The sequence below is a fragment of the Sphaerotilus sp. genome (assembly GCF_031429695.1).
Classification (GTDB): Bacteria; Pseudomonadota; Gammaproteobacteria; order Burkholderiales; family Burkholderiaceae_C; genus Sphaerotilus.
Genome location: NZ_JANPAB010000110.1, coordinates 1 through 20,660, shown reverse-complemented (window position 1 = coordinate 20,660; position 20,660 = coordinate 1). Strand labels below are relative to the sequence as shown.

Annotated in this window: 18 protein-coding genes, 1 pseudogene and 1 riboswitch; of the genes and pseudogenes, 11 read left to right on the top strand and 8 right to left on the bottom strand. The window is 67.5% G+C overall.

Annotated elements, in window-relative coordinates; translation table 11 throughout:
• Positions 1-58 precede the first annotated feature (58 nt).
• Positions 59-192, bottom strand: a riboswitch (ZMP/ZTP riboswitch).
• 7 nt (positions 193-199) lie between these two features.
• Positions 200-1,138, bottom strand: a complete 939-nt coding sequence (locus RMP06_RS21075) for a lytic transglycosylase domain-containing protein (protein ID WP_310463757.1) — start codon at positions 1,136-1,138, stop codon at positions 200-202.
• 257 nt (positions 1,139-1,395) lie between these two features.
• Between RMP06_RS21075 and RMP06_RS21070 the strand changes: the two genes are divergently transcribed.
• A complete protein-coding gene (locus tag RMP06_RS21070; RefSeq protein ID WP_310463756.1) occupies positions 1,396-2,964 on the top strand; it encodes a UbiD family decarboxylase in 1,569 nt (522 codons plus the stop codon).
• On the opposite strand, the gene RMP06_RS21065 is transcribed toward RMP06_RS21070, so the two are convergent.
• Both RMP06_RS21065 and pdxH read right to left on the bottom strand, forming a co-directional pair.
• Positions 2,951-3,739, bottom strand: coding sequence for a YdcF family protein (locus tag RMP06_RS21065; RefSeq protein ID WP_310463755.1), 789 nt, complete (start codon positions 3,737-3,739; stop codon positions 2,951-2,953). The genes RMP06_RS21070 and RMP06_RS21065 overlap by 14 nt on opposite strands.
• An 82-nt stretch (positions 3,740-3,821) precedes the next feature.
• The gene (gene pdxH / locus RMP06_RS21060) at positions 3,822-4,460 is read right to left on the bottom strand and encodes a pyridoxamine 5'-phosphate oxidase (protein ID WP_310463754.1); all 639 of its coding nucleotides are present in this window, start codon (positions 4,458-4,460) and stop codon (positions 3,822-3,824) included.
• 251 nt (positions 4,461-4,711) lie between these two features.
• Between pdxH and RMP06_RS21055 the strand changes: the two genes are divergently transcribed.
• Positions 4,712-5,368: a nucleotidyltransferase family protein gene (locus RMP06_RS21055; protein ID WP_310463753.1), complete on the top strand. Its 657-nt coding sequence runs from the start codon at positions 4,712-4,714 to the stop codon at positions 5,366-5,368.
• Here RMP06_RS21055 and RMP06_RS21050 read toward each other — a convergent pair.
• Entirely contained in the window at positions 5,309-5,938 is a 630-nt protein-coding gene (locus RMP06_RS21050) for a gamma-glutamylcyclotransferase (RefSeq protein ID WP_310463752.1), read from the bottom strand. The genes RMP06_RS21055 and RMP06_RS21050 overlap by 60 nt on opposite strands.
• 122 nt (positions 5,939-6,060) lie before the next feature.
• On the opposite strand from RMP06_RS21050, the gene RMP06_RS21045 reads away from it, so the two are divergent.
• From RMP06_RS21045 to RMP06_RS21010, 8 genes are all read left to right on the top strand, one after another.
• Positions 6,061-6,585: an OmpA family protein gene (locus tag RMP06_RS21045; protein WP_310463751.1), complete on the top strand. Its 525-nt coding sequence runs from the start codon at positions 6,061-6,063 to the stop codon at positions 6,583-6,585.
• A 190-nt stretch (positions 6,586-6,775) separates the two neighbouring features.
• A complete protein-coding gene (gene edd, locus RMP06_RS21040) occupies positions 6,776-8,593 on the top strand; it encodes a phosphogluconate dehydratase (protein WP_310463750.1) in 1,818 nt (605 codons plus the stop codon).
• Between the two features lie 63 nt (positions 8,594-8,656).
• Complete coding sequence (locus tag RMP06_RS21035; protein WP_310463749.1) at positions 8,657-9,277, top strand: bifunctional 4-hydroxy-2-oxoglutarate aldolase/2-dehydro-3-deoxy-phosphogluconate aldolase; 621 nt, start codon at positions 8,657-8,659, stop codon at positions 9,275-9,277.
• A gap of 29 nt (positions 9,278-9,306) precedes the next feature.
• Entirely contained in the window at positions 9,307-10,254 is a 948-nt protein-coding gene (locus tag RMP06_RS21030) for a cation diffusion facilitator family transporter (RefSeq protein ID WP_310463748.1), read from the top strand.
• Positions 10,255-10,354: 100 nt separating this feature from the next.
• A complete protein-coding gene (locus RMP06_RS21025; RefSeq protein ID WP_310463747.1) occupies positions 10,355-10,615 on the top strand; it encodes a PepSY domain-containing protein in 261 nt (86 codons plus the stop codon).
• A gap of 20 nt (positions 10,616-10,635) precedes the next feature.
• Positions 10,636-11,187 (top strand): cytochrome b/b6 domain-containing protein, encoded by a 552-nt coding sequence (locus RMP06_RS21020; protein ID WP_310463746.1) that lies wholly within the window; start codon positions 10,636-10,638, stop codon positions 11,185-11,187.
• A 15-nt stretch (positions 11,188-11,202) separates the two neighbouring features.
• Positions 11,203-11,862, top strand: coding sequence for a response regulator (locus RMP06_RS21015; protein ID WP_310463745.1), 660 nt, complete (start codon positions 11,203-11,205; stop codon positions 11,860-11,862).
• Positions 11,859-13,181, top strand: a complete 1,323-nt coding sequence (locus tag RMP06_RS21010; protein ID WP_310463744.1) for an ATP-binding protein — start codon at positions 11,859-11,861, stop codon at positions 13,179-13,181. Before RMP06_RS21015 ends, RMP06_RS21010 begins: the two co-directional genes overlap by 4 nt.
• Positions 13,182-13,187: 6 nt before the next feature.
• Here RMP06_RS21010 and RMP06_RS21005 read toward each other — a convergent pair whose 3' ends face one another.
• Positions 13,188-14,045 (bottom strand): 23S rRNA (adenine(2030)-N(6))-methyltransferase RlmJ, encoded by an 858-nt coding sequence (locus RMP06_RS21005; RefSeq protein WP_310463743.1) that lies wholly within the window; start codon positions 14,043-14,045, stop codon positions 13,188-13,190.
• A gap of 82 nt (positions 14,046-14,127) precedes the next feature.
• Here RMP06_RS21005 and RMP06_RS21000 point away from each other — a divergent pair, with 82 nt between their 5' ends.
• The gene (locus RMP06_RS21000) at positions 14,128-15,426 is read left to right on the top strand and encodes an acetyl-CoA hydrolase/transferase family protein (protein WP_310463742.1); all 1,299 of its coding nucleotides are present in this window, start codon (positions 14,128-14,130) and stop codon (positions 15,424-15,426) included.
• Between the two features lie 34 nt (positions 15,427-15,460).
• Here the strand turns inward: RMP06_RS21000 and RMP06_RS20995 are convergent.
• The 3 genes and pseudogenes from RMP06_RS20995 to RMP06_RS20985 all read right to left on the bottom strand — a co-directional run bounded on the left by RMP06_RS20995 (position 15,461) and on the right by RMP06_RS20985 (position 20,262).
• Positions 15,461-15,710: pseudogene (locus RMP06_RS20995) on the bottom strand (PIN domain-containing protein).
• On the bottom strand, positions 15,707-15,910 hold the full coding sequence (locus RMP06_RS20990; protein ID WP_310463741.1) for a plasmid stabilization protein: 204 nt from the start codon (positions 15,908-15,910) through the stop codon (positions 15,707-15,709). Before RMP06_RS20990 ends, RMP06_RS20995 begins: the two are co-directional and overlap by 4 nt.
• 83 nt (positions 15,911-15,993) lie before the next feature.
• Complete coding sequence (locus RMP06_RS20985) at positions 15,994-20,262, bottom strand: DEAD/DEAH box helicase (protein ID WP_310463740.1); 4,269 nt, start codon at positions 20,260-20,262, stop codon at positions 15,994-15,996.
• Positions 20,263-20,660: the final 398 nt, after the last annotated feature.

Sequence of the window (20,660 nt, the reverse complement as noted above, 5' to 3'; positions counted from 1 at the left end):
GCAGTCCTGTCGGTGATGTCCGGCCCCGCCGACCCCGTCCCGCAGGGGAACAGAGGTGGTGGGCTGCCCAGGCGCACGGCAAAGAGTCCGCGGCAAGCACCCCGATCCGGGTCTGCCGCGACCACGCTCCCCGGTGGTTGACCCACCTTGGACCCCAGGCGGGGTCCGTGAACGCCAGTTGCGTGGTGGCGGCAGTTTATCAGTAGCTCAGCGCGGCCACGCGATCTGGCCGGGCTTGCAGTACCGGGTTGGCACCATTGCTGGCCGAGGGGCGATTGCCTTGCGAGGCCGGCGTGTTCAGATTGGGCGCGGGCGTCTCCATGGGCGCAGACACCGGCGGCACTGGCAGGCGGGCCGTCACCGGCACCGAGCGACCCTTGATGAGCTGCTGCAGGAACTCCTGCTCCGACAGCACCTTGAAGGCGTAGCCGCCGTCGTTCGCTTGGTTGGCCGCGCCGACGTAGTGGCGCAGTCCGCCCTCGACCGAGCCGGCCTTGGCGATGCAGTCCTTGAGCACCTGTACGCCCACGCGCAGATTGGTCAGCGGATCGAAGGCCGCGTGGTTGCCACCGAACGCGACGTACTTGTCGTCGTGGACGCGGGTGAGGACCTGCATCAGCCCCTGTGCGCCGACCGCGCTCTGGGCGAACGGGTTGAACGAGGACTCGATGGCGACGATGGCCAGGATCAGCGTCGGCTCCAGCCCGACCCGCTTGCCCAGCGACCACGATTCCTGCACCAGCCGGCTGACCGGTTCAGGTGCCACCTTGTAGCGGCGCGCCAGCCACTGAGCGACCGCCGCCTGCTGGCGGTTGAGTTCGCTCGGATCAATGGCAGTCGCCCGGTCCACGGCCGAGAAATCGCCCTGGGCCAGCAGGCTCGGTTCGTCCAGCTGGGTCGCTGCAGCCGAGCGTGCTTCCTGCCGCTCGACCAGCCAGTCCAGCGCACGCTCTTCCAGCATGCTCCGCACGTCGGCGCGACCGCCAATGACAAAGGTGACACTAAGGACAGCCAGACCAATGACGGCCAGACTGTTGTGGCTGACGGCCAGCAGGCCGTTACCGAGATCCGCGATGAACACCCGCACCGACTGCGCGGTGGCGGACTGAACTTGCTTCCAGGATCGGGGTGCAGTCATGCAACTCCTCTTTCGATCACTGCAGGCGCCGTGTGGCCATTGGCTGGCGCCTAGATAATCCCCGTTGCGCAACACCTGACAGCCCTCGTTCGAGTGATTCTTGTCGGGTGGTCTATCCCCATGCAACGGGATCGAAGGGGGCAGCTGCGCAGATCGCGGCAGGCCACAAGCCCCCTTTGTTCGAAAACGGACGAATTTTAGAAGTCGTCCAAATAACCAGTCAACAATAAGAAACAACGTAATGAGATTGTAAAATTATGAAATACCGCGATCTGAGAGACTTTCTGGCCTTGTTAGAGCAACGTAAGGCCTTGCTCAAAGTGAAAGAACCGGTTGCGACCGAATTGGAGATGACCTGGCTGTCTGACCGCACCTTGCGTGACAGCGGTCCCGCGCTGCTGTTCCAGAACCCGACAGTTCGTGGGCGCGCGTCGTCAATCCCGGTTGTTACCAATCTTTTCGGAACGCCGGAGCGGGTAGCACTCGGCATGGGCGCCGAGCATGTCGCTTCGTTACGTGAAATTGGTGAACTATTGGCGCGCCTCAAGGAGCCGGAGCCCCCCCGAGGGCTGCAGGACACCGGTCGTTTGTTACGAATGGCCAAGACCGTGTGGGACATGAAACCGACCCTGGTGCGTCGGCCGGCCTGCCATGAATTGATCATTTCGGGTGATGAAATCGATCTGGGTAATTTGCCCATCCAGCATTGCTGGCCAGGGGACGTGGCCCCGCTGATCACCTGGGGATTGGTGGTAACCCGCGGTCCACAGTCGGTTCCACGGCCCCGGAAACGGCAAAACCTCGGCATCTACCGGCAGCAGGTGATCGGACCGCGCCAAACCATCATGCGGTGGCTCGCCCACCGTGGAGGAGCGTTGGATTTCCGTGAATTTGCGCACGCAAATCCTGGAATGCCCTTTCCGATCGCAGTGGTATTGGGCGCCGATCCGGCCACGATTCTGGGTGCGGTCACGCCAGTACCGGACAGTCTGTCCGAGTACCAGTTCGCCGGATTGCTGCGCGGAGGCCGCACGGAGCTGGCCGAGAGCGGCGTTGGCGAGGGGGATCTGATGCTCCAGGTGCCCGCTTTTGCCGAGATCGTGCTCGAAGGCCACATCCCGCCCGCGGCGCCTGGCTTCGAAGGTCGCAGCGAACAAGGCATTCCGCTTAAGGAAAAGGATGGTTACCTGCACGCGCTCGAAGGGCCGTATGGCGACCACACTGGCTATTACAACGAGCAGGACTGGTTTCCGGTGTTCGAGATCAGCCGCATGACCACGCGCCGGGATCCGATCTACCACTCGACCTACACCGGCAAGCCGCCCGACGAGCCGGCGATCCTGGGCGTGGCCCTGAACGAGGTGTTCGTGCCGATCCTGCGCAAGCAGTTCCCGGAGATCACCGACTTCTACCTGCCGCCCGAGGGCTGCAGCTACCGCATGGCGATCGTCAGCATCAAGAAGAGCTACCCGGGACACGCCAAGCGGCTGATGTTCGGGATCTGGAGTTTCCTGCGCCAGTTCATGTACACCAAGTTCATCGTGGTGGTGGACGACGACGTGGACATCCGCAGCTGGCAGGAGGTGATCTGGGCCATCACGACCCGGATGGACCCGGTCCGCGACACGACGCTGGTCGAGAACACACCGATCGACTATCTGGACTTCGCCTCACCGGTGTCGGGCCTGGGCGGCAAGATGGGGCTGGATGCGACCAACAAGTGGCCGGGCGAAACCAGCCGGGAATGGGGCCGCACGATCGAGATGGACAAGGCGGTGACGCAGCGCATGGACGTGCTGTGGTCGGCGCTGTTCAAGAGCCCGTGATCAGACCCAGCACCTCGTGCAGCGCGTTGTGGACCAGGCCGTAACCGTGCTGCGAGGGCAGCCAGTCCAGCATCGGCTGGTCATCGCGGGTCACGGCGGCGACAGGGGCCGGGACGACCACCAGGCCCTTGCCGGCGGCCTCCCGGAAGGCGCGCATCGCCCGCGGCATGTGGGCCGCGTGCGTGACGAGCACGATGCGCTTGACGCCGGCCCCATCGAGGATCGGCACCATCAGGTCGGCGTTCTCGCGCGTGTCGCGCGAGCGGGATTCGGTCCAGCGCAGGCTGGTGCCGTACTCGTCCTGCACGATCTGGGCGGCGGTCTCGGCCTCCGAGCGTTCGCCGATCTGCGCCCATCCGACCCCGCCCGCGTAGGCGAGCGGTTGCCCCGTCTGCCGCGCCAGCCAGACGCCGTAGCGCAGCCGGACCATCGCTTGCTGGGAGAGGTTGGCGGTGCCGTACTCGGCGGCCAGCCGGTGGCGACCTGCGCCGAGCACGACGATGGCGGTCGGCGGCTGGTTCGGGCTGCGCACCAGCGCGCGGATCTGTGCAGTGGTCAGCGCTTGCGGGGGACGCAGCACGCTGTCCTGCAGCCAGTGGGCGGTGCCGAGGCAGCACATCAGCCACAGTCCGGCGGTGGACAACACGATCAGCGTGCCCCCCAGCCTTGGCCGGTGTCGCATCAGCCACAGGCCCAGCAGGATCAGCAGCAGCAGGCTGGCCGGTGGCTGCACCAGCACGGACAGCAAGGGTTTCCAGGACGGATCGAACAGCACGGTGAACAGGGCGGGCGCCGGGTGGGTCAGGACGGCGCATTCTGCCCGACCGGCCTGCCGATTTCCGCAGATTCCTGCGGAATCAGGGTGCCAGACGCTCGCGGAGCCAGTGGCCGTCGGTGTCCTGCCGGTAGACAAGCCGGTCGTGCAGGCGCGACTTGCGGCCCTGCCAGAACTCCCAGCGCTGCGGCGCGAGCCGGTAGCCACCCCAGTGCGGCGGACGCGGCGGGTGCAGCCCGTGCTGCGCCGCGGCACGGGCTGCATTGCCGACCAGCACCGCGCGCGAGGAGATCGGCTGGCTTTGCGGCGAGGCCCAGGCGCCGAGGCGCGAATCCAGTGGCCGCGACGCGTAGTAGGCGTCGGACTCTTCGGCCGACACTTTCTCGACCGACCCTTCGATGCGCACCACCCGTTCCAGCTCCACCCAGTGGAATTGCAGCGCCGCCCAGGGGTGCAAGGCCAGTTCCTGCCCCTTGCGGCTGTCGTAGTTGGTGTACCAGACGATGCCGCGTTCGTCGTAGCCCTTGATCAGCACGATGCGGGTCGACGGGCGGGCATCGGCGCCGACCGTGGCCACGGTCATCGCGTTCGGCTCCGGCACGCCAGCCTTCAGGGCCTGCTGCAGCCACTGGTCAAATTGTTGCAGCGGGGCGCTGGTGGCGCTGTGCTCGTCGAGTTCCCCGGCTTCGTAGCTCTTGCGCAGATCGGCGATGTGGTTCATGCCCGGCAGTATAGGAACGTCCCCATGCCAGCGCACTGCTCCAGCGCAACACACCTCCCTGACGTCGGACTGATCCCTTCCGGCAGGTGTGGCTAGCAGTTCTCCTTAAGTGAAGGCACCAGTTCACTTGATGGACGATGTGGGTTCCCATGTCGGCATGGAAGGCCACGCCTGCGAGGGCATTGCGAACCAGGGTCAACAGGGATGGGATGGATGATGGACGCAGCCGGCACCGAGACGAGGAACACGACATGATCCCCACCCGGAGTCTGCCGACTGTGGTGGTGCTGGCGGCAGGTGGTGGCACGCGCTTCGAGGGCGCCGGCCCCAAGCTCGGGCAGACGCTCGGCCCGGCCAGCGTGCTGGCGCACACCCTGGACGCCGTGGTGTCCGCCGGGATGCCGCTGGTGGTGGTGACGGTGGCAGCGCTGGTCGACGTGGCGCGCAGCGTCGTGGCGTCCCGCGACATCATTCTGCTGCCACCCGTGGGATCGGCCAGCCGGGAGCCGCTGGGCGTCGGCTTTTCCATTGCCGCGGGTGTCAGTGCACGCCCGCATGTGCCGGGCTGGCTGATCCTGCCAGGCGACATGCCGCTGGTGCGGCCGGAGACACTGCGCGCGGTGGCACGCGCGCTGGATTCGGCGCCGGTGGCCTATGCCCAGCACCGCGGCCGGCAGGGCTTCCCGGTGGGTCTGTCGGCCGAGCTGTACTCGGAGCTGGTGCTGCTCAGCGGCGAGGAGGGCTTGCGGCGCCTGCTGGTGCGTTATCCGTCGAATGCGGTCGAGGTGACCGACCCTGGCGTGCTGCAGGACATCAACACCACCGCCGATCTGGAGCGCCTGCGCGCGTCAAGCACCGTCGTCGCCTGGCAGCAGTCCGTCTCCGCGGGCCAACCGAACGAGGCGTGACACCTCGGTGTCGCGGATGGACAGTGCCTGCAGGCACAGCGCGGTGCGGTGCAGGTAGTCCACGGTCCGGCCATAACGGCCCTCGGCGTCGCGGAAGATCGTCAGGTGCGTGGCGTCGTCGAGCCGGCCGGCGTGGGAGGGATGGGCAGGATCGAGCGTGAAGGCCAGTGCCTCGACGGGGCCGTCGGGTGTGTGACAGCGCAGCCAGCGTGGCGTGTAGACGCCGTTGGGCATCTCGCGCTCCCAGAGTGCGTCGAGCTGCAGCACTGCGTCTGCGGCACCCGCGCGGTGGACCTGCCCGACACACGAGCCTCCGGGCAACAGCGCGAACACCAGCCCCGGGCATTCCGGTGAACCGCGGTTGACCCGCGAGCGCATGCGCAGCGCCCGGTGGTGGCCCCAGAGCCGCGCTGGACGGATTTCGGCCGGCTCGAACTGCGGCCGCCACAGCAGCGAGCCGTAGGCGTAGAGCCAGAAGTGCCCGCCCTGGTCCAGCCGCTTGACCAACTGCTGTCGGGTCGTCTGCAGCAAAGCCAGCGAGTGTGCGGAACAGGTCGAAGTAGTGTTCATGGCGTGTCAGTGTCACCGCAGTGGTGCCGCTGCGACAAGCCCTCGGTGTGACGGGGGGCGTCAAGCGCAGGTGAGCCTTGGCCCTTTAAACTTGTGCATCTTTTAACGATAAGGAGGATTGCATGAGTGAAGATGATCGCGACGAAGGCCGCAAGGTCGGCCTGATGGTGGTGTTTTCCAGCGTGGCCGTGCTGCTGGCGGGGGTGATTGGCTTTGCCGTGGTCCGTTCACTGAAGGCCCCTGCTGTACCTGTGGCCCAGTCTGCGGCAGCGGCTGCCAGTGGCGTCGACGTGGCCGATGTGCTGGTGGACCTCACGCCGACGGGCCCGGCGCTGGCCGTGGTGTATTTCGAGTCTGCCTCGGCGGCACTCACCCCGGAAGCCGATCCTGGTCTGGCAGAGACCATCAAGGCACTCGCTGCCGAGCCGACCCGCCGCGTGCTGCTGTCGGGTTACCACGACTCGACCGGCGATCCGGCCATGAACGCCGAACTGGCCAAACAGCGCGCCAAGGCGGTACGCGCTGCGCTGGTCGTCGCTGGCGTGCCGCTGAACCAGGTGATGCTGCGCAAGCCGGAAAGCACCACCGGCACGGGCACCGGGCGCGAAGCGCGCCGCGTGGAGATCCGCATCGTCGACGCCCAGTAAGGCCCAAACCGGCGAATCACGGGGTTACAGTCAGGTTACGCCTGACGTGGCTCCGGTGAGTTGCCCCTGCAGCCCGTCATGCCGGAAGCTTTCCGCCTTGACGGGCTGCAGTCGTTTCGGGATGGAAAGATTTGACGCTGTAACTTTGTTACGCTTTAATCGTGTGTCAAGTTTCAAGATCGACACTGCCATGAAATCCCAGATCGCCGACATCACCGCCCGTATCCGCGAACGCAGCCGCCCGCAGCGCGAGGCCTACCTTCGCCGGACCCGGGCAGCGGCGGCCCGGCCCCGCGGCGCCGACCGGATGGGGTGTGCCAACGTGGCCCACGCATTCGCCGCGCTGCCGGGGTCCGACAAGTTCCGCGTGGTGGCCGAGAAGGCCCCCAACATCGGCATCATCACGGCCTACAACGATCTGCTGTCGGCGCACCAGCCCTACGAGAGCTACCCGGCGCTGATCCGCGACGAGGCCCACCGCCATGGCGCGACGGTGCAGGTGGCGGGCGGCGTGCCGGCGATGTGCGACGGCGTGACGCAAGGCTTCGCCGGCATGGAGCTGAGCCTGTTCTCGCGCGACACCATCGCCATGGCCACGGCGGTCGGCTTGGCACATGACGTGTTCGACGCGGCGCTGCTGCTGGGCGTGTGCGACAAGATCGTCCCTGGTCTGCTGATCGGGGCGCTGCACTTCGGGCACCTGCCGTGTGTGTTCGTGCCGGCCGGGCCGATGAGCACTGGGCTGTCCAACAGCGACAAGTCCAAGGTCCGCGAGCAGTTCGCACAAGGGCTGGTCGGCCGCGACAAGCTGCTCGAAGCCGAGTCCGCCGCTTACCACGGCGCCGGCACCTGCACCTTCTACGGCACCGCCAACTCCAACCAGATGCTGCTGGAGTCGATGGGCCTGCACGTCCCCGGCACCGCCTTCATCCACCCGCACGCCGGCCTGCGCGAAGCCCTGACCCGCGAAGCCGTGCGTACCGTGCTGTCGATCCGCAAGGGCCAGCGCTTCACGCCGATCGGCGAGCTGGTGGACGAGCGCTGCATCGTCAACGCAATGGTCGCGCTGCTGGCCACCGGTGGCTCCACCAACCACCTGATCCACTGGGTCGCGGTCGCGCGCTCGGCGGGCATCGTGATCGACTGGACCGATTTCTCCGAGCTGTCGGCCTGCACGCCGCTGCTGTCGCGGGTCTATCCGAACGGCAAGGCGGACGTGAACCAGTTCCAGGCCGCGGGCGGCCCGGGCTTCGTGCTGCGCGAGCTGCTGGACGCTGGCTGCCTGCACGGCGACGTGCTGACGGTGGCCGATGGCGGCATGGCAGCGTACGGCCGCGTGCCGACCCAGGCCGCGGACGGCACGCTGGTGTGGCACGACCTTCCGACCACGCCGATCGACGACGCCATCGTACGTACCGCGGCAGTGCCGTTCAGCGCATCGGGTGGCTTGAAGCTGCTGGCCGGCAATCTCGGCCGCGGTGTGATGAAGGTCAGTGCGGTGCCCGAGGACCGCCATGTCATCGAAGCCCCCGCCATCGTCTTCGACAGCCAGGAGGCGCTGCACGTGGCCTTCCGGGCCGGTGAGCTGGAGCGCGACTTTGTCGCCGTCGTGCGCTTCCAGGGTCCGAAAGCCAACGGCATGCCCGAACTCCACAAGCTCACGCCGCCGCTGGCCGTGCAGCAGGACAAGGGTTTCCGCGTCGCACTGGTCACGGACGGCCGCATGAGTGGTGCGTCAGGCAAGGTGCCGGCCGCCATCCACGTCAGCCCCGAAGTGCTGGCCGGTGGTCCGCTGGGCAAGGTGCGCACGGGCGACCTGGTGCGTGTCGATGCCGTGACGGGTGTGCTGGAGGCGCTTGTGCCCGCCGAGGAATGGGCGGCCCGTGCCGTCGAAGGCCGGTCGGATGCCTTGGCCGATGATGCGGGTCACGGCATGGGCCGTGAGCTGTTCGGCGGGATGCGCCGCAACGTGCTCACCGCCGAAGAAGGCGCCGTGACCTGGCTGTGAGCCTGTGAACCGCTCCGCATGCCCTCTCTGACCCACTGAACCCGAACCCTCTGGATCCTGACCATGAACACCCTTGAACTCGCCGCCTGCGGCCCCGTCATCCCCGTCATCGTCATCGACCGCGTCGAAGACGCCGTGCCGCTGGCCCGTGCGCTGGTGGCCGGCGGTGTGCGTGTGCTGGAAGTGACGCTGCGCACACCGGCCGCGCTGGATTGCATCCGCGCCATGGTCGCTGCCGTCCCCGAGGCCATCGTCGGTGCCGGCACCGTGCGCTCCATTGCAGACGCGCAGGCGGCCAAGGACGCCGGCTGCCAGTTCGCCGTGAGCCCGGGCTACACGAGCGAGATCGGCCGCGCCTGTCTGAACATCGGCCTGCCACTGCTGCCGGGCGTCTCCACCGCCAGCGAAGTCATGATGGCCAACGCCGATGGCTACCGCTTCCTGAAGCTGTTCCCGGCGACGGCAGTGGGCGGCATCAACCTGCTCAAGGCGTTTGCCAGCCCCTTCCACGACGTGGTGTTCTGCCCCACCGGCGGCATCACCCTGGCGACGGCGCCGCAGTTCCTCGCGCTGCCCAACGTCAAGGTCTGCGGCGGCTCCTGGCTGACGCCGGCCGACGCGGTCCAGGCCGGTGACTGGGCGCGCATCACGCAGCTGGCGGCCGAGGCGCAGGCGCTGCGCTGACCTTGCACGGTTCGGGTACGCTTCGGGGCATGCAGTTTTCCAACCCGACCGACGACCCCGAAGACACCGAATACTCCGCCCAGGAGCGTGCCACCGCTGCGGCCCGCAGCACCTGGGTGAGCGTGGTGGTCAATCTGCTGCTGACGGCGCTCCAGATCACGGTGGGTGTCCTGTCGAAATCCCAGGGCCTCATCGCCGATGGCATCCACTCGCTGTCCGATCTGGTGGCCGACTTTGTCGTGCTGGTGGCGAACCGCCAGAGCCAGCGTGACGCCGACGACAGCCATCCCTATGGCCACCAGCGGGTCGAGAACGCGGCGTCGCTGGTGCTCGGCACCTTGCTGCTGGCGGTGGGCCTCGGCATGGTCTGGTCGGCGTTCCAGAAGCTGCAATCCCCCGAGACGGTGGCCCCAGTCGGCGTCATCGCGCTGTGGGTCGCCGGGGCTGCGCTGCTGGCCAAGGAAGCCCTGTTTCGCTACATGCTGGTGGTGGCCAAGCGGGTCAAGTCGAGCCTGCTGGTGGCGAATGCGTGGCATGCACGCTCGGATGCCGCGTCGTCGCTGGTGGTCGGCATCGGCATCACCGGCAATCTGCTGGGCTATCCGATCCTCGACCCGATCGCGGCGCTGATCGTCGGCTTCATGGTCGGCCGGATGGGCTGGGCCTTCGCCTGGGAGGCGATGCACGATCTGATGGACCGCGCCGTCGATGACGAGGAACTCTCCGCCATTCGCCGCACGCTGGTCGAGACACCTGGTGTCAGCGGCGTCCACGACATCCGCACCCGCAAGATGGGCGACATGATCGTCGTCGATGCCCACATCGAGGTGGACGCGACATTGACGGTGGAGCAGGGCCATGACATCGCCGTCGAGGCGCGCCACCGCGTCATGCAGCTCCACCGCGTGCTCAACCTGATGACCCATGTCGATCCCTGGCACCGACCGGACCGCGACCACGAACCTGTGGCGGGTTGACGCGGCGAGCTGCGCACGATTGTTCATTTTCACTTCACGCTGGCTTCATGTCGGATGGGTTCAATGGGTTTCACCAACTCCCACTCCCTCAGGAATCCCCATGCACAAGCTCCTCGCCCTCATTGCCGCGCTGCTGACCGCCACCGCCACGCTGGCGGCCGACCCGACCTGCACCTCGCCCAAGGACAAGTGGATGAGCGAGGCTGATTTCAAGGCCAAGGTGGCCGCCGAAGGCTTCAAGGTCAAGAATTTCAAGGTCACCAAGGGCCAGTGCTACGAGATCTACGGCACCGACAAGGCCGGCAAGAAGGTCGAGATCCATTACGACCCGGCCACGGCCACCCCGGTTGCTTTCCAGTGATGCCACGCCGAAACTGACCCATGCCAACACCCCCATTGATCCAGCCGGGCGCTCAGCCGGATGTTCAGGTCTGGGATCCGTTCGTGCGGATCTTCCACTGGAGCCTGGTCGCCTGTGTCCTGACGAATTACTTCGTCGTGGATGACGGCAAAGACCTTCATCAGTGGATCGGCTATGCGGCCAGCGCCTTGGTGGTGCTGCGCATCGTGTGGGGGTTCATCGGCACGCGCCACGCGCGCTTTGCCGACTTCTTTCCGACACCATCCCGCCTGAGGTCGCACCTGGTCGCTTTGCGGGAGGGACGCATCGAGCACCACGCGGGCCATAACCCGCTCGGCGCACTGATGATGCTGGTGCTGATGGCGACCGTGCTGGGCCTGGGCGTGACCGGCTTCCTGCAGACCACCAACACCTTCTGGGGTGAAGAATGGCTGCAGGAACTGCACGAGCTGATCGCTTCGGCCCTCATGGCGCTGGCCGGGTTGCATGCAGCGGCAGCCCTCCTGATGAGCCGCATCGAGCGCACCAACCTCGTGGCGGCGATGTTCACCGGCGTCAAGCGCCGCTTCTGACCGAAACGGTTCCCCGTGCGCTTGCTGCTGCTGGAAGACGACCCGATGCTCGGTGAAGGCTTGCGTGACTACCTGCGCGCCGAGGGCCACATCGTGGACTGGTGTGTGCAGCTGGCCGAGGCCGCCGTGCTGCTCAGCGAGCCATACGATGCGCTGCTGATCGACTGGCAACTGCCCGACGGCAGCGGTCTGGACTGGCTGCGCCGCTTGCGCCAGCGCGGCCTGACCACGCCCGCGCTGATGCTGACGGCCCGCGATCTGCTCAGTGACCGCGTGCAGGGCCTTGATGCTGGCGCCGACGATTACCTCGTCAAGCCCTTCGAGCCGGAGGAGCTGGCCGCCCGGCTGCGCGCGGTGTGCCGCCGCACGGCAGGCACGGGCGGCGAGCGCATCGACTTTGGTGCGGTTCAGGTTGATCTCACCGCCAAGGCTGTCTGGCTGGCGCAGCTGCGTGTCGAGCTGACGGCGCGCGAGTGGGCGCTGCTGGAAGCGCTGGTGCTGCGCGCCGGGCGCATCGTGTCGCGCAGCGATCTGGACGCACTGGTGATCGGGCAGGACGCCGAGGTCTGCAGCAATGTCCTGGAAGTCCACATTTCGAACCTGCGCCGCAAGCTCGGCCGGAGCTTCGTCGAGACCGTGCGCGGCCTCGGCTACCGCATCACCGTCGCTTCATGATGCGCAGCACGCCGACACCGGTCTCGATCCGTCGCCGGATGCTGGCGGCTTTGCTCTGGACCTCGGTGGTCTGGGGCGTGGTCGCGCCGTTGATGGTGGTGCTGACCATCCGCCACGAAATCAATGAGCTGCTGGACGACACGCTGCGGGCCTCGGCCGAGGCGCTGTCCGGCATCGTGCAGGCGCCGCTGCCTGCGGCGCCTGCGGCACGCAGGCATCCCCCGGGCGGCCTGGTGATCAACCCGACCGCCGGCTATGTGCGCGGGCGCTTCGCCTGGCAGCTGGTCGGGCCGGACCGTGAGGTGCTGCTGCATTCACCCCTCGCGCCGCCGGAGCCTTTCGTTCCGCAGGTTCGGACCGGCTTGTCGGATGCCGCGTCCGGCTGGCGGGTGTTGGGCGTGGAGGTCGGCGGACAGGGCCAGATCCTCTATGTCGCGCACTCGCTGGACGAACGCTCGGAAGCGTTGCGTGATGCCGCCGTCAGCACGATGCTGGCGTCGCTGGTGGTCTGGGCGGTGTGTGTCATCGGGTTGCTGCGGCGCATGCGTTCCGAGCTGGCGCAGATCGACCGGCTGGTGGCTGACGTGCAGGACCATGACCCGATGGACGCCACGAACCCCCTGCCACCCGTGACGCGCGAGGAACTGCGCCCGATCCGTGACGCCATCGACGATCTCGGTGCCCGGCTCGCCGTGCGCGTGCGGAACGAACGTGCCTTCGCCGCGCACGCTGCCCACGCATTGCGCACGCCGTTGGCCGGCATGGACGCACAGCTTGCGGTGGCGTTGCGCGAATGCGCGCCTGAACAGCAACTCCGTCTGCAGCGTGTACGCGACGCCGCGGGCCGCTTTGCGCGGGTGGTCAGTGCGCTGCTGACGCTGTTCCGCAGCGGGGCAGAACTGCATCGGCAGCCGGTCGATGTGGCGGCGATGCTGGCACGGATGCCGATTGCAGGGCTGGACGTGCAGGTGTCCGACGCCGGGCCGTCCCGGCGCTTGAACGCCGATCCCGATCTGCTGGCCGCGGCGCTGGCCAATCTGTTCGACAACGCGCTGCGCCATGGTGCCCGCCGTGTGACCGTGAAGGTGGGCAGCGCCTGTGTGCGCCTGAGCGACGACGGGCCTGGCCTGGAGGCCGACCGGCTGCAGGCCCTGCAATCGGCGCTCGACCGCGAGGACCATGCCGCCTTCCCCGGGTTGGGCCTGGTGCTGGCCGACCTGGTCGCACGGGCGCACGGGGGTCGTTTGCGCCTGAGCCGTGGCGTGCAGGGCGGTCTGGGTGCAGAGCTGACGCTGGCCGTCACCGCGCAGCCCGAGTAGAAAAAACTATTTCGAACGTTTTTCAAGAACGAAATTGGCTCCGGCGTACTGCCCCAATGTTTCGGTGAGCAGCGGCATCACCTCCTGCAGCATCGTGTGCAGCACGAACGGCGGGTTGATCACCAGCATCCCGCTGCCGAGCATGCCGAAGCCGCTCTGGTCCGGCTCGGCCACCGACATGCGCACATGCACCCAGCCGCGCTTGGACTGCGCATCGGCTGCGGCCTTGAGGCGATCGGTCATCTCCTTGGGTTCGAGGCGCTGCAGTTGCGGATACCACACCAGGATCACGGCGTCGGCAAACCGCTCCAGCCCGTCGCGCACGGCACCGACCACCTTGGCGTAGTCGGTCTTGATCTCGTAGCTCGGGTCAATCAGCACCACGCCACGGCGTGACGGCGGCGGCAGCTCGGCGCGCAGCGCGGCGAAGCCGTCGGAGTTCATCACTGCGGTTTCACGGCGTGTTTCCAGCGAGGTCTGCAGCAGCGGGAAGTCGGTCGAGTGCAGCTCGTACATGCGCATCCGGTCGTCGGCGCGCAGCAGCATCTGCGCCAGCGCGGGCGACCCGGGATAGCGCGTCAGGCGGTCGGGCTGCGGGTTGAAGCGGCGCACCAGCGCGAGGTAGTCGTTCAGCGCGGCGGGCAGGTTTTTCTGGCCGAACAGGCGGCCCACCCCGTCGTCGTACTCGGCGTGCTTGCGGGCGTGGTTGCTGTCGAGCCCATAGCCGCCAGCACCCGCGTGGGTGTCGACGAGGGTGAAGGGTTTGTCCTTTTCCGCCATGTAGCGCAGCACCTGCGTGAAGACGAGGTGCTTGAGGACATCGGCGTGGTTGCCGGCATGGAAGGCGTGTCGGTAGGCGAGCATGGCGGGATTGTCGCCGCTGGCGGGCTGTGCTTCCTAGAATGCGGGATTCCTTTCACTGCCCATCCATCTTCCCGGAGTCCGCATGTCCGCTGCCCAGTCCCTCTACCGCCAGAAACTCGTCAGCGCCGCCGAGGCCGCCCGCCGCGTGCGCGACGGCGACACGGTGCTCGTGGCCTCGGCGGTGGGCGAGCCGCCGACGCTGCTGCAGGCCCTCGCCGCCCGCCGCACGGAGTTGAGTGGCGTGACCCTGAGCCAGTTGCTGCCGCTGTCCCCGCAGGCGTACATGGCCGCTGACAGCACGCCGCACATCCGCCACCGCTCGCTGTTCCTGAGCGCGGCGGTGCGGGCCGGATTCAAGGCGGGCTGGGCGGATCTGGTGCCCTGCCACTTCTCGGAGATTCCGCGGCTGGTGCGGCGGTGCGAGCAGCGGTGCGAGGTGGTGATGTCGATGGCCTCGCCGATGGACGCACACGGCTTCTTTTCCATCAGTCTCAGCCCCGATTTCACGATGGCGGCGATCGAGCGTGCCCGCGACGTGGTGCTGGAGGTCAACCCGAACGTGCCCTTCGCCTTCGGGAACTGCCACGTCCACGTCTCGCAGGTCAGCGCGCTGATCGAGTCGGAGGCACCGCTGCGGGAGGTGGGTCTGCCGCAGGTGAACGACATCCAGCGCACGATCGGGCTGCATGTGGCCGAGCTGGTGAAGGACGGCGACACGCTGCAGCTCGGCTACGGCAGCATCCCCGACGCGGTGGTGATGCAGCTTGGCGGCAAGAAGGATCTGGGCATCCACACGGAGATGATCGGGGACGGGCTGATTTCACTGCTCGAAGCGGGGGCGGTGACAGGGCGGCGCAAGAACTTCCTGCCCGGCAAGATCGTCGCCACCTTCGGCATGGGCACGCGCCGGCTCTACGACGCGATGCACCGCAACCCGATGCTGGAGATGCACCCGGTCGATTTCACCAACGATCCCGCCATCGCTGGACAGAACGACAACCTGGTGGCGATCAACGCGACCTTGCAGGTGGACCTGTTCGGCCAGTGCGGCTCGGAAAGCCTGGGGCCGAATCCCTACTCGGGCACCGGCGGGCAGACCGACTTCATCCGCGCGGCGAACCGCTCGAACGGCGGGCGCGGGATCATCGTGCTGCCGTCCACCGCCAAGGGCGACACGATCTCGCGCATCGCGCCGACGCTGACGCCGGGGACGCTCGTCTCGACCAGCAAGAACGACGTGAACTACGTGGTGACGGAGTACGGGGTGGCGCAACTGCGGGGGAAGAGTCTGCGGGAGCGGGCGCGGGAGTTGATTGCGGTGGCGCATCCGGCGTTCCGGGAGGAGCTGGCGCATGCGGCGAGGGCGATGGCGCTGGCGTGACGGCGGCTCGGTGGGCCTTCCGCCACGCGGGGGTTCAACGGTCGTCCCAGGGGTTGATGACTGTCAACCCTGTCGCCTGAAACGGGCTTGTATCGCGAGTGGCCACGACCAGCCCGTTGGCCATGGCAATCGCGGCAATGCAAGCATCGGCTGTCGCAATGCTGCGTCCGGCGCTTGCCCACCGGCATCAGCGCCACGCCAGCGCGTAACTCGGCCACCGTGATCGCCGACAGGAAGAGCGTTTCCAGCGGCTCCGACACCACATTCGTGTCGAGCGGTTTCATTCGTCGAAACTCGCTGAACGGGCCAGGGAGCGGTCCCGCACGTCCTCGAAGATGGCGAACTCCTCATCGGTCAGCTTGGCCTCGCAGCCGATTCCCGCGAGCAGCGACCCCAGCTTGACCCTGCCTTGCGGCTTCACGGCCGTTTCCACGATGTCGCGATGCACCTCGTCAGGCAGATTTCGGCTGTTCACGGAAGTCATCTTGCAACTCCTGCGGTGGATGGCGATGCCTGAATGATGGGTGCTTGCCAACGGTGCTGCAACCGTATCGACCGCCTTCCGCGTTACCGCCCCTCCTGCATCAACGCCATCAACTCTTCCGCCCGCAACACACCAGCGACTTCACTGCCCTCCAGCACACTGTCCGCCAGCTCCCGCTTGTCCTGGTGCAGCGCCACGATCTTCTCCTCCAGCGTCCCCGCCCGCACCAGCCGGTAGACGGTCACCGGTCGCTGCTGGCCGATGCGGTGGGCGCGTCCGCTGGCCTGGTCCTCGGCGGCCGGGTTCCACCACGGATCGGCGATCACCACATAGTCGGCCACCGTCAGGTTCAGCCCGAACCCGCCCGCCTTCAGGCTGATCAGGAAGAAGTCCCCATCTCCGCCCTGAAACGCCGCCACCCGCTTCGTCCGCTCCAGCGACGGCGTGGACCCGTCGAGGTACTGATAACGCAGCCCGGCGGCGTCCAGCGGCTCCTTCAGCAGCGCCAGGAAATCGACGAACTGGCTGAACACCAGCGCCTTGTGCCCGTTGGCGGCGAGTTCGGCCGCCAGTTCCCCGAACGCCTTCACCTTGGCGCCCACCAGCTTGATCTCCGGCGTGACCAGCCGTGGATCACACGCCGCACGGCGCAGTTTCGTGAGCTGCGCGAGGATGTTCAGGTGCGACTGCCCCGGCTTGTCGCCCTCCATCGCCTTCTCGGCGTCGCGCAAGGCTTGCCGTCGCAGCGCCTCGTAGTGCGCGTGCTCGGTCGCCTCGGCGTCCACCAGCATCGTCAGCTCGGTGCGCGGTGGCAGGTCGTCGAGCACCTGCGCCTTGGTGCGGCGCAGGATGAACGGCGCGATCAGTTTCCTCAGCGTCCTCTGCGCCCCGCGGTGGCGGTCGCGCTCGATCGGCACCGCGAAGCGCAGGTTGAACGTCCCCATCGTCCCGAGCAGCCCCGGATTGCACACCCGCATGATCGACCACAGCTCCGACAGCCGGTTCTCGATCGGCGTGCCCGACAGCGCCAGGCGGAAATCCGCCCCCAGCTCATGCACGGCCTGGCTGCGCTTGGCGGTGGCGTTCTTGATCGCCTGCGCCTCGTCGAGCACCAGCGTGTGCCACTGCCGCGCCGCGAAGGCCGCCCCGTTGAGCAGCTGCAACTGGTAGGACACCAGCACGACATCCTGCGGCCCGAGGTCGGCCAGCAGCGCGTCGCGGTCCCCCTGCGCATCGCCTTCCGCATAAGGCAGCAGCCGCAGCGACGGCGCGAACCGCCGCGCCTCCGCCTGCCAGTTCCCGATCAGCGAGGTCGGTGCGATCACCAGCGCCGGCCCGCCCGCCGCCCGCGCCAGCAGCACCGCCAGCGCCTGCAAGGTCTTGCCCAGCCCCATGTCGTCGGCGAGGACCGCGCCCAGCCCCGTCTCGGCCAGACGCATCGCCCATTGGTAGCCTTCCTCCTGGTACGGCCGCAGCGTCGCCTGCAGCGTGCGCGGCAACACCGGCTCGAACTGCTGCGCCTGCACCAGCCGGTCGATCCGCTCACGGAACGCCTTGTCGCTGTCCAGATCCGCGCCCTTCAGCGTCGTGTCCAGCCACGCCGCCGCCACCGGCGTCACGCGGGCGGCGTCGGTGCGGTGAATCTCGGCGACGCTGGCGAGTTCGTCCAGCCGGCTGCGCAGCTCCTCCGTCAGCGCCAGATAACGCCCTTCGCCCATCGGGATGAAGCGGCTCTTCTCGCTCGTGCTCCAGTCCAGCAAGCGACCCAGGCTGACCACCAACTGCTCGTTGAGCGTCACGCCGCCCTGCAGAGCCAGCCACTCCGAGCCGGATTTGACGTTGACCTTGAGCTGCCCCAGCCCCACGCTGTCCACCCGGATCGCCTTGCCTTTGGGCCAATCCAGCGCCATCACCGCGTTGAGCGTGTGCAGCCGCTCCAGCAGCGCGAGCGCCTGGTCCGGCTGCTCGACCAGCCACGCAGCGGGCGCATCCGTCAGCGGCGGCGCGAGCATCGGGCAGGCGTCCACCGTGGTTTCGAGGTGCGAACGCTCGGCGCTGAGGTCACGCTGGACCTCAAGCGTCTCATCACCGATCTTGGTGATCATCCGCGCCCGACCGCTGCCCGGATTGACCCGCGGCCCGTCCGTCCCGAAGGGCATGACGATCAGCCGCAGCGCCACCCCGTCGCCCTCGGGCGTGAGTTCGGCGCGCAGACGGGATTCGGTCGGCACGTCACGCGCCGCCGCGGTCGTGTCGCTGTGGACCTGGAAATGCGCCCCCAGGCTGCGCAGCACCTCGTCCAGTTGTGCCGACGCCGCCTTCGGCACCTCCAGCCCAGCGCCGATGAGCTGCGCGGCACGGGTCTGCGCGGCGTTGAAGCGGACGAGCCGGGCGTGCTGTGGCCCGTCGCGCAGGATGGTGAGCACGCGCAGCGCGTCGGCCTCCTTCTGATCGGCCGCGCTGGTGATCCAGAGTTGCGGCTCCTGCCGTTCGGCCTTGGCATCCGTCCAGCGCGGCGGTGGCTGCAGCGTTACGCGCAGCCGGTCGCCGAGGTCCGTCACGTCCAGCACCGGCGGCACCTCCGTCAGCGCCACCGCCACGTCCGGCGTGTCGTCGAACTCGACGTGCGGATGCCCGACCAGTGTCACGGCGGCGGCCGCCAGATCGAAACGCAGGCTGCGGTCACGCGGATTGACGCGCAGCGTGCGCGCCACCACCGCGTCGTGGGTCGGCAAGCCCTCGGCCTTCGACAGCTTGAGCAGCGAAGCGGCCTTGGGCTTGTTCCAGCCGCGGAGCCCGCGTTTCTGCTCCATCGGCGTGATGTCGTTGAGTGCGCCAAAGTCGTTGATGGTCATCACCCAGACCAGCCGGGTTTCGGCCGTGACCACGGTGGTGCCAGAGCCATCTCCCGTGCCGCCACTGGCGATGGCGGCCAAGGCGGACAGCGCATTGCGCCAGCCTTCCCCTTCGGCCGGGGTCGCGACAAAAAAGGTGGGTGGCGCGGGACGTGCCTGGACCACGGCGACAGCCGCGTCGAGTTGCGCGTTCAGGTCATCCAGACCGAGGCTGCGCAGGCGTTCCCCGAGCACCTGCACGGCTTCGATGTGGTGGGCGTTGAGCGGCTCGGCCTCCGGGCGGTCCTTCAGCCAGGCGCGCACCAGCCAGCGGCTGATGTCGAGCTGGTCGATGTGGAAGGTGCTGGTGCGGGGCGTGAAGGCTTGCAGGTCGCGCCGCGCGTCGCCCAGCTTCATCTGCAGGGCCAGCGCGAACACGCCCCAGGACGACTCCATCATCGGCTGGCGCTTGCCGCCTTCGGCCAGACAGAACTTGAGCGCCTTCTGCAGCGCAGCGGGCGTGCCCTGGGCCATCAGCGCCAGGGGGTAAGCCCAGGCAATCGGCATCGGCAGCAGCCCCTTGCGCTTGCCCGAGACCAGGCGCAGCGCCTCCAGCACCATCTCCATCGTCTCGATGCAGCCCGACCAGTCGGCACGGCGGAACTGGCGCACGGCGTCGAATGCCTTCGCCATCGCGCGCCAGATGACGATGGCGCTCGCGAGTTCCGGCTGTCCGGTCGGATCGACCAGCGCCTGGAGCACGGCGGCCATGTCGTCGAAGCGGCCGGCAAGCATCAGGTATTCCGCCTGGGCGAGCGACAGCCCGCTGAGGCGCACGGCCTGGTCCAGCGCAGGGTCGGTCTGCGCGCGCTGGCGCAGCGCGTCCGCCATGGCCAGCAGCGGCAGTGCCCCGGGGTTGGCCCACCGCTGAACGAGCAGGTCGAAGTGTTCGCGCAGTGTCTTGGCTTGCAGGTATGGATGCATGCGCGCAAACAAGTCGCCGTCGAGCACGTCATGCAGCGACCGCTCCAGCACCGCCTCCCACTCCATGCCCCAGCGGCAGGCCAGCCGCAGCCGCTCCAGTTGCTCCGGTGCCTGCCCGCTGAAGACCGCCAGCCGTGTGACGGCGCAGGCGAGTTCCATGTTCTCGAAGTACCAGTGGGTGGTGCCGAACTGGGTGGCACTGCGGCTGCTCTCGGCGTTCAGCAAGGCGTCGCGCAGGGAGTCCGGGTCGTCCCGTTGCAGCAGGGCCAGGTAAGCGGTGCTGTAGTGCGCCGGATGTACGCGCCAGTGGCCGAGGCGCTGCGGGTGTTCGACGATCCAGCCGCCGGCGGCCAGCGCAGCCATCGTCTCGCGCACCTGCTCGCCGGTGCAGCGCTTGCCGTCCCGGTTGGGCCACGCCAGTTCGGCCAGCAGCGTGAGGATCCAGGTTCGGGTGCGGTAGGAAACGCTCAGTGCCAGGGCCTGCAGCACGTTGCGCTGCTCGGGAGACAGGGTGGGGGATTCGGTGGAACGCATGGCGCAGCATTCTGCCCGGTTCAGGGGGGATGACACCCGGTTTGCGGGATGCCGCTGTCGGAAATGGTTTCCGATCTGAATATGGAATATGCCGAGAAAACACCTGATCGCGGGGTCAAGCCGTGGTACGGAAAACGACCGCCGGCAAAACGTGATGGATTTCAAGTCGCTTCATCAGATTCGCCTAACAATTGCTCGCATGCGGGTCAGCTCGGCAAACGGGCAAGGGGAATGAATATGGACCAAGAGATTCTGGTGTGGCTTTGTTGCACAACCCACCCAGCCGGCCGGTGGTCGAGCGGTGAGGTAGGCTGACGGGATGAGCAAGCCGGCGAAGAAGAAGTACACGACGAAGAACTGGTCGCCCTACACGAAGGCGCTGAGAGCCAGGGGGTCGC

Excerpts from the sequence above, each read along its gene's own strand:
- RMP06_RS21075 (WP_310463757.1), bottom strand. The coding sequence starts at position 1,138 with ATGACTGCACCCCGATCCTGGAAGCAAGTTCAGTCCGCCACCGCGCAG.
- RMP06_RS21070 (WP_310463756.1), top strand. The coding sequence starts at position 1,396 with ATGAAATACCGCGATCTGAGAGACTTTCTGGCCTTGTTAGAGCAACGT.
- pdxH (WP_310463754.1), bottom strand. The coding sequence starts at position 4,460 with ATGAACCACATCGCCGATCTGCGCAAGAGCTACGAAGCCGGGGAACTC.
- RMP06_RS21055 (WP_310463753.1), top strand. The coding sequence starts at position 4,712 with ATGATCCCCACCCGGAGTCTGCCGACTGTGGTGGTGCTGGCGGCAGGT.
- RMP06_RS21050 (WP_310463752.1), bottom strand. The coding sequence starts at position 5,938 with ATGAACACTACTTCGACCTGTTCCGCACACTCGCTGGCTTTGCTGCAG.
- RMP06_RS21045 (WP_310463751.1), top strand. The coding sequence starts at position 6,061 with ATGAGTGAAGATGATCGCGACGAAGGCCGCAAGGTCGGCCTGATGGTG.
- edd (WP_310463750.1), top strand. The coding sequence starts at position 6,776 with ATGAAATCCCAGATCGCCGACATCACCGCCCGTATCCGCGAACGCAGC.
- RMP06_RS21035 (WP_310463749.1), top strand. The coding sequence starts at position 8,657 with ATGAACACCCTTGAACTCGCCGCCTGCGGCCCCGTCATCCCCGTCATC.
- RMP06_RS21030 (WP_310463748.1), top strand. The coding sequence starts at position 9,307 with ATGCAGTTTTCCAACCCGACCGACGACCCCGAAGACACCGAATACTCC.
- RMP06_RS21025 (WP_310463747.1), top strand. The coding sequence starts at position 10,355 with ATGCACAAGCTCCTCGCCCTCATTGCCGCGCTGCTGACCGCCACCGCC.
- RMP06_RS21020 (WP_310463746.1), top strand. The coding sequence starts at position 10,636 with ATGCCAACACCCCCATTGATCCAGCCGGGCGCTCAGCCGGATGTTCAG.
- RMP06_RS21010 (WP_310463744.1), top strand. The coding sequence starts at position 11,859 with ATGATGCGCAGCACGCCGACACCGGTCTCGATCCGTCGCCGGATGCTG.
- RMP06_RS21005 (WP_310463743.1), bottom strand. The coding sequence starts at position 14,045 with ATGCTCGCCTACCGACACGCCTTCCATGCCGGCAACCACGCCGATGTC.
- RMP06_RS21000 (WP_310463742.1), top strand. The coding sequence starts at position 14,128 with ATGTCCGCTGCCCAGTCCCTCTACCGCCAGAAACTCGTCAGCGCCGCC.
- RMP06_RS20990 (WP_310463741.1), bottom strand. The coding sequence starts at position 15,910 with ATGACTTCCGTGAACAGCCGAAATCTGCCTGACGAGGTGCATCGCGAC.
- RMP06_RS20985 (WP_310463740.1), bottom strand. The coding sequence starts at position 20,262 with ATGCGTTCCACCGAATCCCCCACCCTGTCTCCCGAGCAGCGCAACGTG.